Raw genomic sequence first — 16,880 nt, 5'->3', positions numbered from 1 at the left:
CCCGCCACCCCCGGCCCCCGGCCGGGTCCGCGTCCGGGTCCCAAGGCCGCGCCGGCTCCCGAGCCGGCCGCTCCGGCCGAGCCCGAGCAGCCTGCCACCGCGGCTGCGGCGCCGGAGGCTCCGGCCAAGCCCGCCACCCCCGGCCCCAAGCCCCCGACGCCCAAGGCTCCGGCCCCGCGTCCGGTCGGCAAGCCGGGTGGCACCCCGCGTCCGGGCAACAACCCGTTCGCGCCCAGCCAGGGCATGGGACGTCGTCCCGCCCCGCCGCCGCGTGAGGGCGAGGCCGGTCCGGCCGGCCCGCGTCCGCCGGCCGGCGCCGGTGGTCCGCGTCCCGGCGGCATGCCGCGCCCCAACCCGGCGATGATGCCGAAGTCCCCGGCCGCCTTCGGCTCGGGCCCCGGCGCCCGTCGTCCCGGCGGTGGCCCCGGTGGCCCCGGCCGTCCGGGTGGTCCCGGTCGTGCGGGTGCTCCGGGCCGTGGTGGCGCCGGTGCCGGCGCGCCCGGTGCGGGTCGTCCCGGTGGCGGTGGCTTCGGCCCCGCCGGCGGTGGTCGTCCCGGTGGCGGCGGTCGTCCCGGCCAGCGTGGCCAGACCCAGGGCGCCTTCGGTCGTCCGGGTGGTCCCGCGCGCCGCGGGCGCAAGTCGAAGCGGGCGCGTCGTCAGGAGTTCGAGGCCATGGAGGCCCCGACGATCGGCGGCATGCGGGTCCGCAAGGGCAACGGCGAGACGATCCGTCTCGCCCGTGGCTCCTCGCTGACCGACTTCGCCGAGAAGATCGGCGTCGACGCGGCCTCGCTGGTGCAGATGCTGTTCCACCTCGGTGAGATGGTGACCGCCACCCAGTCGGTGGGCGACGAGACGCTGGAGCTGCTCGGCGACGAGCTCAACTACGTCGTCGAGGTCGTCTCCCCGGAGGACGAGGACCGCGAGCTGCTCGAGTCGTTCGACATCGAGTTCGGCGCCGACGAGGGCGGCGAGGAGGACCTCGTGGTCCGCCCGCCGGTCGTGACCGTCATGGGTCACGTCGACCACGGTAAGACCAAGCTCCTCGACGCGCTGCGCAACGCCAACGTCGTCGCGGGCGAGGCCGGTGGCATCACCCAGCACATCGGTGCCTACCAGGTGCACACCGACGTCGACGGCGAGGACCGCCGGATCACCTTCATCGACACCCCGGGTCACGAGGCGTTCACCGCCATGCGTGCCCGTGGTGCACAGGCGACCGACATCGCCGTCCTGGTGGTCGCGGCCGACGACGGCGTCATGCCGCAGACGGTCGAGGCGCTCAACCACGCCAAGGCGGCCAACGTGCCGATCGTGGTCGCGGTCAACAAGATCGACAAGGAGTCGGCCGACCCGACCAAGGTCCGCGGCCAGCTGTCCGAGTACGGCCTGGTGCCCGAGGAGTACGGCGGCGACGCGATGTTCGTCGACGTCTCGGCCAAGGCCGGCCTCAACCTCGACAAGCTGCTCGAGGCGATCGTGCTCACCGCCGACGCGTCGCTCGACCTGCGCGCCAACCCCAACCAGGACGCCCAGGGCCTCGTGGTCGAGGCTCACCTCGACCGCGGTCGCGGTCCGGTGGCGACCGTCCTGGTCCAGCGCGGCACGCTGAAGGTCGGCGACTCGATCGTCGCCGGTCCGGCCCACGGCCGCGTCCGGGCGATGCTCGACGAGCACGGCAACGAGCTCGAGGTGGCCGACCCGGCCCGTCCCGCGATGGTGCTCGGCCTCTCGTCCGTCCCGGGCGCCGGCCAGAACTTCATCGTGGTCGAGGACGACCGGATGGCCCGCCAGATCGCTGAGAAGCGTGAGGCGCGCGAGCGGGCGGCCATGCAGGCCAAGCGCCGGATCCGTCGTACGCTCGAGGACTTCATGGCCTCCATGGAGAAGGGCGAGAGCCAGGAGCTCAACCTCATCCTCAAGGGCGACGTGTCCGGTTCGGTCGAGGCCCTCGAGGACGCGCTGGCGCAGATCGACGTCGGCGAGGAGGTCAGCCTCCGGGTCATCGACCGCGGTGTCGGTGCGATCACCGAGACCAACGTCGACCTCGCGGCCGCCTCCGACGCCATCATCATCGGCTTCAACGTCCGCCCGCAGGGCAAGGCGGGGCAGATGGCCGAGAAGGAAGGCGTCGAGATCCGCTACTACTCGGTCATCTACCAGGCGATCGAGGAGATCGAGGCGGCCCTCAAGGGCATGCTCAAGCCGGAGTACGAGGAGCACGCTCTCGGTCAGGCGGAGATCCGTGCGATCTTCCGCTCGTCCAAGATCGGCAACATCGCCGGCTGCATGGTCATCAACGGTGTCATCCGCCGCAACGCCAAGGTGCGCGTGCTGCGCGACGGCGCCGTGGTGGCCGACAACCTCGACCTCGCCTCGCTCAAGCGGGAGAAGGACGACGCGTCCGAGGTCCGGGAAGGCTTCGAGTGCGGTCTCGTGCTCAGGAACTTCCAGGACATCAAGGAGGGCGACATCGTCGAGGCCTTCGAGATGCGGGAGATCCCGCGCGCCTGACGGCGCTTGCCGGCTTCGCCGGCGAACGGCGTCGAGCTCGCTTCGCTCGCGCTGCTTGTTGTTCCGCCCGGCCCAGGCTCGCTTCGCGAGCGGGTCGGGCGGTCAACGTTGCTCGCTGGCGCTCGCTTCCGTTGAGGACGCGGGCGCCGGCGCGGTTCTACTGATAGGAAACAGACATGGTCAGCCCGCGCGTACGCAAGATCGCCGACCGCATCCAGGTGATCGTCGCCGAGATGCTCGAGCGTCGGATCAAGGACCCGCGGCTCGGGTTCGTCACCGTGACCGAGGTCCGGCTCACCGGCGACGCCCAGAACGCCACCATCTACTACACCGTCCTCGGCGAGCACGCCGACCAGCAGGCGACCGCCACGGCGCTGGAGTCGGCCAAGGGCCTGCTCCGCTCCGAGGTCGGCAAGCAGCTCGGCATGCGGCACGTGCCGGCGCTCGCCTTCGAGTTCGACGGCGTCCCGGAGACCGCGCGTCACCTCGACGAGGTGCTCGCGCGCGCCAAGGAGGCCGACGCGGCGGTGGCCGCGGCCCGTGAGGGTGCGGCGCCGGCCGGCGAGGCCGACCCGTACAAGAAGCCGCGCGAGGTCGTCGACGAAGAGGCCGAGGACGTCGAGTGACGTCCTCGTCGACCGCTCCGTCGGGGCTGGTCGTCGTCGACAAGCCCGGCGGGATGACGTCGCACGCCGTCGTCTCCCGGGTACGACGTGCCCTCGGCACCCGCAAGGTCGGCCACGCCGGCACGCTCGACCCGATGGCGACCGGTGTCCTCGTGCTCGGGTCCGAGCGGGCGACCCGCCTGCTGGGCCACCTGATGCTCACCGAGAAGACCTACTCGGCGACCGTGCGGCTGGGGCAGAGCACCCACACCGACGACGCCGAGGGTGAGACGACGGCGACCGCGTCGGCCGCCCACCTCACCGAGGACGACGTCCGCACCGCCCTCGCCGCCTTCCGGGGCGAGATCTCGCAGGTCCCCTCGACGGTCTCGGCGATCAAGGTCGACGGCAAGCGCGCCTACGCCCGCGCCCGCGCGGGCGAGGAGGTCGAGCTGAAGTCGCGGCCGGTGACGATCCACGAGATCACGGCCGACAACGTCCGCCACGAGGGCGAGCTGCTCGACCTCGACATCGTGGTCCGCTGCTCCAGCGGCACCTACATCCGCGCCATCGCCCGCGACCTCGGCACCGCGCTCGGCGTCGGCGGCCACCTCACGGCACTGCGCCGCCACGCCGTCGGCCCGTTCACGCTCGCCGAGGCCAACACCGACCTCGAGCACCTGGTCGTCACGCCGATCGCGGACGCCGCGCGCGCGTGCTTCCCGGCGATCGACCTCGACGCCGAGCAGGCGCAGGCGGTCCGCTACGGGCGGCCGCTGCCGATCCGGCTCGACGCGCTGAGCGCCGTCTTCGACCCGTCGGGGGAGTTCCTGGCGCTCTACCGGCCCGACGGCGACGGCGAGCAGGCGCGGCCGGAGGCCGTCTTCGTCGGCTGACCGGGCCCTGTCGACACTGCTCGCGACACCGCGGGTGCGGAGCGAGGGCCCGGATGTGGGAGAGTTGCCGCCGTGCGAGTGTGGCGCGACCTGTCCGATGTGCCGAGCGATCTCGGCCGCACGGTGGTGACGATCGGGAACTTCGACGGCATGCACCTGGGGCACCAGCACGTCGTACGACGGGCGCGCGAGGTCGCCGGCGAGGTCGGCGTCGACCATGTCGTCGCGGTGACCTTCGACCCGCACCCGATCGCGGTGCTGCGGCCCGAGCACGCGCCACCGACGCTGACCACGATCGACGACCGGCTCCGGCTGCTGGGGGAGGCGGGCGTCGACGACGTCCTCGTCATCCCGTTCTCCCGCGAGGTGGCCTCGTGGCCGCCTCAGGAGTTCATCGAGCGGATCCTCCTCGACGCGCTGCACGTCAAGGCGGTCGTCGTGGGCGCGAACTTCCGGTTCGGCAACCGCGCGGCCGGCGACTGCAACCTGCTGCGCGCGGCCGGCGCCGAGCACGACTTCGTGCTCGAGGAGGTCAGCCTCGACGGCGGGCCCCAGGTGTGGTCGTCGACGTACGTCCGGACCTGCCTGGCCACCGGCGACGTCGCCGGGGCCGCGGAGGCGCTGGGCCGCTCGTTCACCACGCACGGCGTGGTCGTCGAGGGCGACAAGCGCGGGCGCGAGCTGGGCTACCCGACGGCCAATGTGCCGGTGCGGGCGGGCGCCGCGGTGCCCGCCGACGGCGTCTACGCCGGGCGGCTGACCGTGCTCGACGGCCCCGACGCCGGCACGACGTACCCGGCCGCGATCAGCGTCGGCACCAACCCGACCTTCGCGGGGGAGCGGGAGAGCCGGGTCGAGTCCTACGTCCTCGACCGCAGCGATCTCGACCTGTACGGCCGGGAGGTCCAGGTGGAGTTCGTCGAGCGGCTGCGCGGGATGGTCCGCTTCGACTCGGTCGAGGCCCTGCTGGTCGCGATGGCCGACGACGTCGACCGGGCGCGGACGCTCCTCGCGGGCTGAGCCGGTCTGATGCCCGAGGCACGATCGGATCTCGCCGCCGCGGAGCGGTGGTTCGTCGACCACGGCCTGCCCTATTTCGTCGATGACTACCGCGCCGCCGTCGCCCGCGGCCTGCGCCGGCCCCGGCTGGTGCCGGTCCTGTCGGCGGCCCTGCTCGTGGGCGCGGTCGCCGGCGTCGCCTCCGGGCTGTGGCTGGGCGCCGCGACCGGTCTGGGCGCGGGGCTGACGGCGGCGGGCGTCGTCCTCGCCGTCTACGCGGTCGCGACCCTGCGGGCCTGGCTGATCGTCGGCTGGGCGGTACGGCGGACCTTCCGTTCGCTCGGCCTGATGCTGCCGCTGGTGACCCGCGCCCTGCCGCTGCTCCTGCTCTTCATCACCTTCCTCTTCATCAACACCGAGGTCTGGCAGGTCGCCGCCAGTCTCGACGGCGGCGTGCTGTGGGTGGCGGTGCTGCTGTTCGCGGCGATCGCCGTCGGCTTCCTGCTCACCCGGCTGCCCGAGGAGCTCGACAGCGTCGACGACGAGGTCGAGGGCGCGCAGCTGATCGAGGCGTGCACCGGGACCCCGCTCGAGTCCGCGGCCCGCCGGATCGCGGCGAAGGTCGACAAGGTCGGTGCGGTCGACGCCGAGGTGAGCGGGCTGCAGAAGGCCAACCTGGTGCTGGTCCTGCTCGTGGCCCAGGTGGTGCAGGTGCTGCTGCTCGCGCTCGCCGTCTTCGCGTTCTTCATCGTCTTCGGCGTGGTCGCCATGGAGCCGTCGGTGCTGCACCTGTGGCTCACCCACCCGGTGCAGCCGATCGACGGACCGATCGGCGACCTCTTCGGCGAGCGGCTGAGCCTCGAGCTGCTGCGGGTGTCGACCTTCCTCGCGGCGTTCAGCGGCCTGTACTTCACGGTGTACGCCGTCACCGATGAGCTCTACCGGCGGCAGTTCTTCTCGACCGTGATCCGCGAGCTCGAGCGCGCGGTCAGCGCCCGTGTGGCCTACCGCTTCCTGCGCGACGCGGAGCAGTCGTGAGCATCCCGGTCGTGCTCGACAGCGACGCCGAGACCGACGACGCGATCGCGATCCTGCTCGCCGCCCGCCATCCGGGGCTCGACCTGCTCGGTGTCTCGACGGCGTCCGCCGAGGAGGCCGCAAGGCTGCGGGAGATGACGGCCGTCGTGGGCGACGTCGGCGTCCACGTGGGCGTCGACTGGCTGCGGGAGACGCTGACAGCGGCGGCCGAGCCGGTCACGCTCGTCACCACCGGGCCGCTCACCCATGTCGCCGCCGCGCTGGCCGCCGACCGCTCCCTGGCGCGCGCCGTACGACGGCTGGTCGTCCTCGGCGGCGCGCACCGCGAGCCGGGCGTCACCGCCCATGCGGAGCGCAACATCTGGTCCGATCCCGATGCCGCGGCCGCCGTCCTCACCGCGCCCTTCCGCGACGTGCTGCTGGTGACCGCCGACGCCACCGCCTCGGTCGCGCTCGACGACGCCGACCTGGCCCGGCTGCGCGCGCTCGGCACCCCGGTCGCGCGGGCCGCGGCCGACCTGGCGGCGACCCGCCTCGACCGTGGCGCCCGCGTGCACGACCCGCTGGCGGTCGCCGCCCTGCTCGACCCGGGCCTGCTCACCACGCTGCGCGCGGCGGTCCGGGTGGAGCGCTCCGACCCGGAGACCTACGGCGCGACCCGCTTCGCCGCCGAGCTCGACGAGAAGCAGGGCCGCGCCACGGTCGCCGTACGCGCCGACAAGCGGCGGTACGTCGACCTGCTGCGCGCCGCGTTCAGCTGACGGTCGCCGGCATCGGGATGTTCTCGGCCGGCGGGTTCGCCGTCCGGCGCGCCCAGGCGTAGTAGAGGCCGGCGGTGACGACGAGGCCGACGATCCAGGAGATGTCGGTGCCGCCGAGGGCGTCGGTCACCGGGCCGGTGTAGAGCTTCTGAGCGAGGAACGGGATCTGGACGACCACGCCGACGACATAGGTCACCAGGGCGGTGGCGTTCCAGCGCCCGTAGCGGCCGTTGGGGTCGTAGAGCGCGGGGATGTCGACCCGCTCCTTGGAGATCAGGTAGAAGTCGACCAGGTTGATCGCGCTCCACGGCGTGAACACCATGAGCAGCACGAGCACGAAGTTCTTGAAGTTGTCGAGGAAGTCGGCCGAGGCGAACAGGGCGACGCCCACCGAGGTGGCGAGGAAGAGCGAGATCAGCAGGACGCGGGTGAGTTGCGAGACCTGGCTGCGGCGGGTGAAGCCCGAGGCGGTGGTCAGGATCGTCATGAAGCCGCCGTAGGCGTTGAGGCAGTTGACCGCGAGCTTGCCGCACACGATGACCAGGTAGATCACCAGCGCGACGAAGCCGCCGCCCGCGAGGTCGCCCATGAAGCCCACCTGGTTGGCGAGGAAGCCGCCGCCGGCCGCGGCCGGGATGGACGCCACGATCGCGCCGAGCGTCATCGACCACTGCGAGCCCAGGACGCTGCCCAGGAAGGTCGCCCAGAAGGTGGTCCGGGCGGGGGTGTCGGCGGGCAGGTAGCGCGAGTAGTCGGCGACGTACGGGCCGAAGGTCAGCTGCCAGCCGGCGCCGAGCGAGACGGCGAGCAGGAAGGTGACGATGTCGAAGCCCTTGGTGCCGAAGAAGCTGGTGACGTCGTAGTCGGCGAGGATCTTGATGCCGAGGTAGCCGAAGCCGAGGATGCCGACGACGGTCGACAGCCGGCCGAGCATGTGGATGTAGCGGTAGCCGAGCGTGGCGACGACGGCGGTCAGCGCCCCGAAGAGCACGATGCCGAGCTTGGGCGCGTCGAGGTGCAGGCCCTTGCTGAGCGCCTGGCCGGCCAGGACGCTGCCCGTCGCGGCGAAGCCGAGGTACATGACGACGACGAGCACGAGCGGGATCGCGGCGCCGAAGACGCCGAACTGCGCGCGCGAGGAGATCATCTGCGGCAGGCCGAGCTTGGGGCCCTGCGCCGAGTGCAGCGCCATCACCGCGCCGCCGAGGACGTTGCCGATCAGCAGGCCGATGATCGCCCAGAGCGCGTCGGCGCCGAAGACGACCGCGAGCGCGCCGTCGACGATGGCCGTGATCTGCAGGTTCGCGCCGAACCACAGTGTGAACTGGCTGAGCGGTGTGCCGTGGCGCTCGTCGTCGGGTACGACGTCGATCGTGCGGCGCTCGATTCCCCGGGGCTGGGCTGTGGCCATCTCGTTCTCCCTCTCTCCTGGGGGCGCAACGATGTGACCCCCCTCTCCCATTGCATGCCGCCGACCTGCGTCGGCGATAGTCTCGCCGAGGTGAATGCGTCTGGGATCCCAGACGGATCTCTCGCCAAAGCGCGCCCTGCGGATGCGACGCAGGGCGGCTTAGGGTGGTGCGCGTGTCCTCGGTGCCGGCGGCGGAGCAGACCCTGGCGATCCTGCGCTTCCTCGCGGGCCAGGCGAACCCGGTCCCGGCCGGCGCGATCGCCCGGGCGCTCGGCATCCCGCGCTCGACGACGTACCACCTGCTGTCGACGATGGCGGCGAGCCGGTTCGTCGTGCACTACCCGGAGCAGCGGACCTACGGGCTCGGGCTGACGGCCTACGAGCTCGGCAGCGGCTACGTCCGGCAGGCGCCGCTGCAGCGGCTGGCCCGGCAGCCGATGGCGGCGCTGTCGGACGCCTGTGGCAACACCGCGCACCTCACCGTCCTCGTCGGCCGCGAGGTGGTCTACGTGATCGAGGAGCGGGCGTCGGGGCACGCGATGCTGATCACCGACGTCGGCGTCCGGCTCAGCGCGCACGGCACCGCGAGCGGCCGGGCGATGCTGGCCGCGCTGCCGACCCAGCAGGTCCGGGCCCTGTACGGCGACCGCGCGGCCTTCGAGACGAGCCCGGCCTCGCGACTGCGGTCGCTGTCGGCGCTGCAGCGCGCCCTGGTCGACGTACGGCGGGACGGGTTCGCGCGCGAGGACGGCGAGGTCACCGTGGGCCTGTCGTCGGTGGCGGTCGCGGTCACCGATCCGGCCGGCTACCCGCTGGCCGCGATCGCGGTCACCTTCGTCGCGGCCAGCACGACCCCGGAGGCCGTGGCCGAGATCCTGGCGCACGTGCGGGACACGGCGGCCGTGCTCCGGCTGCGGCTCACGGGGCAGAGCGTCCTACCGTGACCTACTAAGTCAAGTAGATAACTTGTGTTAGCGTCGGGGGATGACCTCGCACGCTCTCCGTCGTCGCTCGGTCCTCGGGCTTCCGGCCGCCGGCCTCGCCGGCGCGGCCCTCGCCCACGTGGGGCCGCTCGCAGGCCGCGCCGACGCCGGCGCTCCGGCGATCCTCAAGCCGCTGCCGGCCGACCGGTTCATCGACTACGGCTCCAACGCCGAGACGCGATGGGAGTCGGTCGACCCGCACCGCTACCTCACGCCCCAGTCGGACCTGTTCGTGCGCAACCACACGCGCACGCCGCGGATCGACGCGGCGTCGTACCGGCTGCGGGTGTTCGGCGACGGGCTCGCCGACCCGGCCGGTGTGACGCTCGGCCTGGCGGACCTGCGGCAGCTGCCCTCCGTCGAGGTGACCTCGGTCCACGAGTGCACCGGCAACGGCCGCAGCTTCTTCGACACCCAGCAGGGCACGAAGGCGGGCGGCACGCCGTGGACGCTCGGCGCCGTCGGCACCGTCACGTGGCAGGGCGTGCGACTGCGCGACGTGCTGCGCCGGGCCGGGCTGCGCGCCGACGCAGTGTCCGTGCAGGGTGCGGGCCTCGACGACGAGTACGTCGACAAGGGCGAGAACCTGGGCCGGGTGCGGCGTCCGTTCCCCATCGCGAAGGCGCTCGACGACGCGCTGCTCGCGTGGGGCGCCAACGGCGAGCCGCTGCTCCCCGACCACGGCTACCCGCTGCGCCTGGTCCTGCCGGGCTGGGTGGGCATCGCCAGCATCAAGTGGCTCGGCGAGCTCGAGGTGTCGAGGTCCGAGCTGACCTCACCGTGGAACACGCGCTGGTACAACGTCGGCGGTCCGCTCGGCGTCAACCCGGTGCGCTCGTCCTGGGAGCTGCCGCGCGACGCGCGCATCCCGGCGGGCCGGACCGCCGTACTGACCGGACGGTCGTGGTCGGGCGCGGCTCCGATCGCCCGCGTCGACGTCAGCACCGACGGTGGGACGACGTGGTCGCCGGCCCGGCTGCGCCCGGCGCCCGGCCCGCGCACGGAGGGCCACGGCTGGACCCGCTGGACGCACACCTGGCACGCGCCCGAGCCCGGCCCGCACCAGCTCCTGGCCCGGGCGAGCGACCTCCACGGCCGCACGCAGCCCGCCATCGCGGCCGTCAACCCCAACGGCTACTTCTTCGACGCCGTCGTCCGGCACCCGGTCACGGTCGCCTAGTCCTGGACGCGGCCCCGCAGCTGCTTGGTCTGCCCGCGCTGCCGCTTCGCCTCCAGTCGCCGCTCCTTCGAGCCGCGCGACGGCTTCGTCGGCCTGCGTGGCGGTGGCGGCGGGGCGAGCAGCTCGCGGATCCGGGCGGCGAGCCGCTCGCGGGCGGCCCCCCGGTTGCGGTGCTGGGAGCGGTGCTCGTGGGCGACGACGGTGATCGGCCCCGTGGTGCGGCCCAGGATCCGCTCGCGCTGGCGCTCGTCGAGGACGGTCGACGCGGCCGGGTCCCAGACCAGCTCGACACGGGTGTCGGTGGTGTTGACCGACTGGCCGCCGGGGCCGGGGGAGCGGGAGAACCGCTCGACCAGCTCGACATCCGGGATGACGAGGCCGCCGGGCACGCCGGGGCCGGGTGGGACGGTCAGGTCCACGCGCTCACCGTCACGGGGACGCCGGAGAGCGCGGCGTTGCCGGACACGTCGAGGCGCTCGGGGTCGGTCAGGTCGTTGATGGACACGCCGGGGACGCCGGCGGCGACACCGAGCCGGGCGCCGTCGCGGCCGTGGCCGTAGCCGTGGGGGAGGGAGACCACGCCCCGCATCATGTCGTCGGTGGCGCTCACCTCGACCGCGACCTCCCCGACCCGCGACCGGACGGCGACCGTCGCGCCGTCGCTCAACCCGCGTGCGGCGAGGTCGTCGGGATGCATGAGCAGCTGGTGGCGGGCCCTGCCGCGGGTGAGCCGATCGGTGTTGTGCATCCAGGAGTTGCAGTCGCGTTGGTGGCGGCGGCCGATGAGCAGCAGCTCGCCGTCGTGGGGGAGCGGCTCGGCGACCAGGCGGGCGATTTCGTCGGCCACGAGCGCAGGTACGGCGTCGATCCGGCCGTTGCTGGTGCGCAGGCGCCCGGGCAGCTGGCCGGCGCGCAGCGGACCGAGGTCGACGCCCTCGGGGTGCTTGCGCAGCTCGGTGAGCGTGGTCTGCGAGCGGCCGGTGCGCAGCAGCATCCCGATCAGGAAGGTCGGGCTCATCCGCATCCGCGCCTCGGCGGCGAGCCGGCGCCTCAGCGGCGGCTTGCGGCGCCGGCGGCGGGTCACCCTCAGGTAGAGGTCGCGGAAGATCTCCCAGTCGTGGCGCTGGTCGCGGCCCTTCGCGAACACCGCCGGGGTGAACCTCGCCGTGTTGCGCACCGCGAGCAGGTGGAACACCAGGTCGTAGTGGTCGCGCTCGAGCAGCGTCGTCGGCGGCAGGATCACGTCGGCGTGGCGGGTCGTCTCGTTGATGTAGATGTCGACCGCCGCGTAGAAGTCGAGGCCCTCCAGGGCCCGGTCGAGCGCGGCGCCGTCGGGCGTCGACAGCACCGGGTTGCCGGCGACCGTGAGCAGCGCGCGGACCTGGCCCTCGCCCGGCGTCTCGATCTCCTCGCGCAGCACCGACACCGGCAGCTCGCCGCCGAACTCCGGCGCCTGCCGGACCCGCGAGCGGTAGCGGTCGTGATGGCCCCGCCCGATCAGCCCCCGGCCCACCGCGTCGATCGCCGGGTTGGTGAACAGCGTGCCGCCGGCGCGGTCGAGATTGCCGGTGACCAGGTTGAGCATCTGGACCGCCCACTGGCACACCGTGCCGAAGGCCTGCGTCGACACCCCGATCCGGCCGTACGCCGCCGCGCCGTCGGCCGCCGCGAACTCCCGCGCGATCCGCCGGATCTCCTCCGCCGGCACCCCGCTCGCCCGCTCGGCCACCTCGGGCGTGAAGCCGGCGACCAGCCGCTCGACGTCGGCCAGCCCGTCGACGTACGACGGCGGGCGGGTCAGCCCCTCCGCGAACAGCGTCTGCAGCAGCGCCAGCAGCACCCACGCGTCGGTGCCGGGCCGGACGAAGTGATGCTCGTCGGCCACCTTCGCCGTCTCGGTGCGGCGCGGGTCGAGCACGACCATCCGCCCGCCGCGCGCGTGCAGCTCGCGCAGCCGGCCCGGGAAGTCGGGGACCGTCATCAGCGAGCCGTTGGACGCCATCGGGTTGGCGCCGAACACCAGGAAGTACGACGTCCGGTCGATGTCGGGCACTGGCAGCAGCAGCTGATGGCCGTAGAGGAGATGCCCGACCAGCTGGTGGGGGAGCTGGTCGACCGACGTCGCGCTGAACTTGTTGCGCGTGCGGAACGACTGCGCCAACGCCACCCCGTGCGTCATCGAGCCGAGGCTGTGGACGTTCGGGTTGCCGAGGTAGAGCGCCACCGCGTCCTCGCCGTGGTCGTTGATCGCGGCCGCGAGGCCGTCCGCGACCAGGTCCAGCGCCTCGTCCCACCCGATCTCGACCCACCGGTCGCCGTCGCGTCGTACCGGACGGCGCAGGCGGTCGGGATCGACGTGGACGTCGCCGATCGCGACGCCCTTGGGGCAGATGTGGCCGCGCGAGAGCGGGTCGGCGGGATTGCCGCGCACGCCCGTCACCGCGCCGTCCTCGATCGTCAGCAGCAGGCCGCACATGGCCTCGCACAGGTTGCACACGCCGGTCCGCGTCTCCACGTCGGCATCGTCGCACAGGGCCGCCGCAGATTCGGCCCGCCCCGGCTCCCGCTGTTAGCCTTGTGCGGTTGCCGTCAGAACGGCCGCGGACCAAGAGAGCTCCAGGAATTCAGGCTGGGGCGCCGCGCAACGAGCACAGTGCCCGTCAGGGCGAAAAGAGGAGGAGTCCCCATGGCAGTCGGTACCGACGCTGAGACCAAGAAGAAGATCATCGCCGAGTACGCCACGACCGAGGGTGACACCGGTTCGCCCGAGGTTCAGATCGCGCTGCTCTCGCACCGCATCAGCCACCTGACCGAGCACCTCAAGCAGCACAAGCACGACCACCACAGCCGTCGTGGCCTGCTCCTGCTCGTCGGCCAGCGCCGTCGTCTTCTCAACTACCTGAAGAAGACCGAGATCGAGCGCTACCGCTCCATCGTCGAGCGCCTCGGCCTCCGCCGCTGATTTCCGCCGCCCGGCGGAGCGTCTCCGGCGTTGCGGGCCCTCGACGGCCCGCTCCGCTGGAAGGCCGCCTTCGGGCCCGCGCCTTGGAGCCGCACACGCCGGGCGACGGAAATACTTCAGGACGGGCGACCCCACTGGGGTCGCCCGTTCTGCTTTTGCGCCGCCGCTGGATAAGGTGGCCGGTGACAACTCACGTCCAATCCGCGGGGCAGCGTGTCCCGCACGCATGAATAAGAGAACACTTTGACTGAACCCGTCATCTCTGCCGTCGAGACCGTTCTCGACAACGGCAAGTTCGGCACCCGCACCGTCAAGTTCGAGACGGGCCTCCTCGCCCGCCAGGCCGCCGGCTCCGTCAGCGCCTACCTCGACGGTGACACCATGCTGCTCTCGGCGACCACCGCCGGTAAGCACCCCAAGGACCACTTCGACTTCTTCCCGCTGACGATCGACGTCGAGGAGCGGATGTACGCCGCGGGCAAGATCCCCGGCTCCTTCTTCCGCAGCGAGGGTCGTCCGGGCGAAGACGCCATCCTCACCTGCCGCCTCATCGACCGGCCGCTGCGCCCGACCTTCAAGAAGGGTCTGCGCAACGAGGTCCAGGTCGTCATCACGGTCATGGCGCTCAACCCCGACACGCCCTACGACGTGCTCGCGATCAACGCCGCGTCGCTGTCGACCCAGCTCTCCGGCCTGCCCTTCTCCGGCCCCGTCGGCGCCACCCGCGTGGCCCTGATCGAGGGCCAGTGGGTGGCCTTCCCGACCCACAGCCAGCTCGAGAACGCCGTCTTCGACATGGTCGTCGCCGGCCGCGTCACCGAGACCGGCGACGTCGCCATCATGATGGTCGAGGCCGAGGCCACCGAGCAGTCGTGGGGCCTGGTCACCTCCGGCGCCCAGGCGCCCACCGAGGAGGTCGTCGCGAGCGGCCTCGACGCCGCCAAGCCGTTCATCAAGCAGTTGGTCGACGCCCAGGTCGAGCTCGCCAACGTGGCCGCCAAGCCGGTCCAGGAGTTCCCGATCTTCCTCGACTACGAGGACGACGTCTTCGAGGCCGTCGAGGCCGCGTCCAAGGCCGACCTGGCCGAGGCGATGACCATCGGCGACAAGCAGGAGCGCGAGGCCCGCACCGACGAGCTCAAGGCCGAGCTGCTCGAGAAGCTCGCCGGCCAGTTCGAGGGCCGCGAGAAGGAGATCGGCGCGGCCTTCCGCTCGGTCAACAAGCAGGTCGTGCGCGAGCGCGTGCTGCGCGACAAGATCCGCATCGACGGTCGCGGCCTGGCCGACATCCGTCCGCTGCACGCCGAGGTCGGCGTCGTCCCGCGGGTCCACGGCTCGTCGCTGTTCGAGCGTGGCGAGACCCAGATCCTGGGCGTCACCACCCTCGACATGCTCAAGATGGAGCAGCAGCTCGACACCCTCTCCCCGGAGACGTCGCGCCGCTACATGCACAAGTACATCTTCCCGCCGTTCTCCACCGGCGAGACCGGCCGCGTCGGCTCCCCGAAGCGCCGCGAGATCGGCCACGGCGCGCTCGCGCGTCGCGCCCTCCTGCCGGTGCTGCCGAGCCGCGAGGAGTTCCCCTACGCGATCCGCCAGCTCTCCGAGGCGATGGGCTCCAACGGCTCCACCTCGATGGGCTCGGTCTGCGCGTCCACGCTGGCGCTGCTCCAGGCCGGCGTGCCGCTGAAGGCCGCCGTCGCGGGCATCGCGATGGGCCTCATCTCCGGTGAGATCGACGGCGAGACGCAGTACGTCGCGCTGACCGACATCCTCGGTGCCGAGGACGCCTTCGGCGACATGGACTTCAAGGTCGCCGGCACCAAGGAGTTCGTCACCGCGCTGCAGCTCGACACCAAGCTCGACGGCATCCCGGCCGAGGTCCTCGCCGCCGCCCTCACCCAGGCCCGCGACGCGCGCCTGGCCATCCTCGAGGTCATGGCCGAGGCCATCGACGCTCCCGAGGAGATGTCGGTCCACGCCCCGCGGATCATCACCGTGAAGGTGCCGGTCGACAAGATCGGCGAGGTGATCGGGCCCAAGGGCAAGGTCATCAACCAGATCCAGGACGACACCGGCGCGACCCTGTCCATCGAGGACGACGGCACGGTCTACATCGGTGCGACCAACGGCGAGGCCGCCGAGGCCGCCCGCCAGGCGGTCAACGCGATCGCCAACCCGACCATGCCCGAGGTCGGCGAGCGCTACCTCGGCACGGTCGTGAAGACGACCAACTTCGGCGCCTTCATCGCGCTCATGCCGGGCAAGGACGGCCTGCTGCACATCAGCAAGCTGCGTTCCCTCGCCGGCGGCAAGCGCGTCGAGAACGTCGAGGACGTCGTCGCGGTGGGCCAGAAGCTCCAGGTCGAGATCGCTGAGATCGACGACCGCGGCAAGCTCTCGCTCATCCCGGTGGTCGACGAGGCCGACGCGGCCGAGACGACCGACGCGGCTGAGGAGTCCGACGAGGCGTGAGCACTTCCCGCTCCACGACGGCCGGTCAGCGTTCCGCTGGCCGGCCGTCGGCCGTTCCCCGGTCCTCGACCAGGACCCTCGAGACCGTGCGCGACGACGCCGGCCAGGTGACCTCGCTGGTACGACGTACCCAGCTCGCCTCCGGCCTGCGGATCGTCACCGAGCAGATGGCCGGCGCCCGATCGGCGTCCATCGGCGTCTGGATCGGTGTCGGCTCGCGCGACGAGACCGCCACCACCCACGGCGCCTCGCACTTCCTCGAGCACCTGCTGTTCAAGGGCACCACCGAGCGCTCCGCGCTCGACATCTCCATCGAGCTCGACGCGGTGGGCGGTGAGTTCAATGCCTTCACCGCCAAGGAATACACCTGCTTCCACGCGCGGGTGCTCTCCGACGACCTGCCGCTCGCGGTCGACGTCCTCGGCGACATGATCACCGGCTCGGTGATCGCGCCGCACGACGTCGACGCCGAGCGCGACGTCATCCTCGACGAGATCGCCATGCACGACGACGACCCCGACGACGTCGTCCAGAACCTGCTGGCCGAGCTGGCCTGGGGCGCCGAGTCGGCGCTCGGCCGGCCGATCGCCGGCACCAACGAGTCGATCGAGGCGATGACGCCGGCGCAGATCAAGCGCTTCTACCGCCGTCACTACGTGCCCGCCAACACCGTCATCTCGGTCGCCGGCGCGCTCGACCACGCCTCGGTCGTCGCGGCGGTCAAGAAGGCGTTCGCACGCCACGACTGGCTCGCCGGCAAAGCCGTCCCTGCCACCGCCCGGACCGCGACCGTGCGCCGCCGTCCCAAGGTCGGCGCGGGGGAGGGCCGGGTCGACCGGCCCTTCGAGCAGGTCAACCTGGTCCTCGGCTGCGAGGGCCTGACCCGCGACGACGAGCGCCGCTACGCCCTGGGCGTGCTCAACACCGCCCTCGGTGGCGGTACGTCGAGCCGGCTCTTCCAGGAGGTCCGCGAGCAGCGCGGCCTGGCCTACTCGGTCTACTCCTTCGCCAGCCACTACGCCGACTCCGGCGTCGTCGGCGTCGCCGTCGGCTGCC

General features: G+C 72.3%; 14 protein-coding genes. 11 read left to right on the top strand and 3 right to left on the bottom strand.

Annotated features, from left to right (window positions below; translation table 11 throughout):
- The 6 genes from infB to AB4880_RS13555 all read left to right on the top strand — a co-directional run.
- Positions 1-2,514, top strand: a 2,514-nt coding sequence (gene infB, locus AB4880_RS13580) for a translation initiation factor IF-2 (protein ID WP_367919746.1), incomplete at its 5' end; no start/stop codon positions are given.
- Positions 2,515-2,690: 176 nt separating this feature from the next.
- Positions 2,691-3,140 (top strand): 30S ribosome-binding factor RbfA, encoded by a 450-nt coding sequence (gene rbfA / locus AB4880_RS13575; RefSeq protein WP_367919745.1) that lies wholly within the window; start codon positions 2,691-2,693, stop codon positions 3,138-3,140.
- A complete protein-coding gene (truB, locus tag AB4880_RS13570; protein ID WP_367919744.1) occupies positions 3,137-4,015 on the top strand; it encodes a tRNA pseudouridine(55) synthase TruB in 879 nt (292 codons plus the stop codon). Before rbfA ends, truB begins: the two co-directional genes overlap by 4 nt.
- Before the next feature lie 72 nt (positions 4,016-4,087).
- Positions 4,088-5,035: a bifunctional riboflavin kinase/FAD synthetase gene (locus tag AB4880_RS13565; RefSeq protein ID WP_367919743.1), complete on the top strand. Its 948-nt coding sequence runs from the start codon at positions 4,088-4,090 to the stop codon at positions 5,033-5,035.
- Between the two features lie 9 nt (positions 5,036-5,044).
- Positions 5,045-6,052 carry a hypothetical protein gene (locus tag AB4880_RS13560; RefSeq protein ID WP_367919742.1) on the top strand — a complete coding sequence of 336 codons (1,008 nt, stop codon included), beginning with the start codon at positions 5,045-5,047 and terminating at the stop codon, positions 6,050-6,052.
- Entirely contained in the window at positions 6,049-6,813 is a 765-nt protein-coding gene (locus tag AB4880_RS13555; protein ID WP_367919741.1) for a nucleoside hydrolase, read from the top strand. Before AB4880_RS13560 ends, AB4880_RS13555 begins: the two co-directional genes overlap by 4 nt.
- On the opposite strand, the gene AB4880_RS13550 is transcribed toward AB4880_RS13555, so the two are convergent.
- Positions 6,806-8,224 carry a purine-cytosine permease family protein gene (locus AB4880_RS13550; RefSeq protein ID WP_367919740.1) on the bottom strand — a complete coding sequence of 473 codons (1,419 nt, stop codon included), beginning with the start codon at positions 8,222-8,224 and terminating at the stop codon, positions 6,806-6,808. The genes AB4880_RS13555 and AB4880_RS13550 overlap by 8 nt on opposite strands.
- Before the next feature lie 173 nt (positions 8,225-8,397).
- Here AB4880_RS13550 and AB4880_RS13545 point away from each other — a divergent pair, with 173 nt between their 5' ends.
- Positions 8,398-9,168 (top strand): IclR family transcriptional regulator, encoded by a 771-nt coding sequence (locus AB4880_RS13545; RefSeq protein ID WP_367919739.1) that lies wholly within the window; start codon positions 8,398-8,400, stop codon positions 9,166-9,168.
- A 40-nt stretch (positions 9,169-9,208) separates the two neighbouring features.
- Positions 9,209-10,387 carry a molybdopterin-dependent oxidoreductase gene (locus tag AB4880_RS13540; RefSeq protein WP_367919738.1) on the top strand — a complete coding sequence of 393 codons (1,179 nt, stop codon included), beginning with the start codon at positions 9,209-9,211 and terminating at the stop codon, positions 10,385-10,387.
- Here the strand turns inward: AB4880_RS13540 and arfB are convergent.
- On the bottom strand, positions 10,384-10,806 hold the full coding sequence (arfB, locus tag AB4880_RS13535) for an alternative ribosome rescue aminoacyl-tRNA hydrolase ArfB (protein ID WP_367919737.1): 423 nt from the start codon (positions 10,804-10,806) through the stop codon (positions 10,384-10,386). The genes AB4880_RS13540 and arfB overlap by 4 nt on opposite strands.
- Positions 10,797-12,902, bottom strand: a complete 2,106-nt coding sequence (locus AB4880_RS13530) for a molybdopterin-dependent oxidoreductase (RefSeq protein ID WP_367919736.1) — start codon at positions 12,900-12,902, stop codon at positions 10,797-10,799. Before AB4880_RS13530 ends, arfB begins: the two co-directional genes overlap by 10 nt.
- A 171-nt stretch (positions 12,903-13,073) precedes the next feature.
- Here AB4880_RS13530 and rpsO point away from each other — a divergent pair, with 171 nt between their 5' ends.
- The 3 genes from rpsO to AB4880_RS13515 all read left to right on the top strand — a co-directional run.
- On the top strand, positions 13,074-13,349 hold the full coding sequence (gene rpsO, locus AB4880_RS13525; protein ID WP_036542197.1) for a 30S ribosomal protein S15: 276 nt from the start codon (positions 13,074-13,076) through the stop codon (positions 13,347-13,349).
- Positions 13,350-13,592: 243 nt separating this feature from the next.
- Positions 13,593-15,824, top strand: a complete 2,232-nt coding sequence (locus AB4880_RS13520) for a polyribonucleotide nucleotidyltransferase (RefSeq protein WP_367919735.1) — start codon at positions 13,593-13,595, stop codon at positions 15,822-15,824.
- An 86-nt stretch (positions 15,825-15,910) separates the two neighbouring features.
- The coding region (locus tag AB4880_RS13515) for a M16 family metallopeptidase (RefSeq protein ID WP_367919734.1) at positions 15,911-16,880 on the top strand (970 nt) is incomplete at its 3' end.

Source organism: Nocardioides ginsengisoli, assembly GCF_039537225.1.
GTDB lineage: Bacteria > Actinomycetota > Actinomycetes > Propionibacteriales > Nocardioidaceae > Nocardioides > Nocardioides ginsengisoli.
The sequence above is the reverse complement of the archived record's forward strand: the minus strand, read 5'-3'. Positions and strand labels throughout refer to the sequence as shown.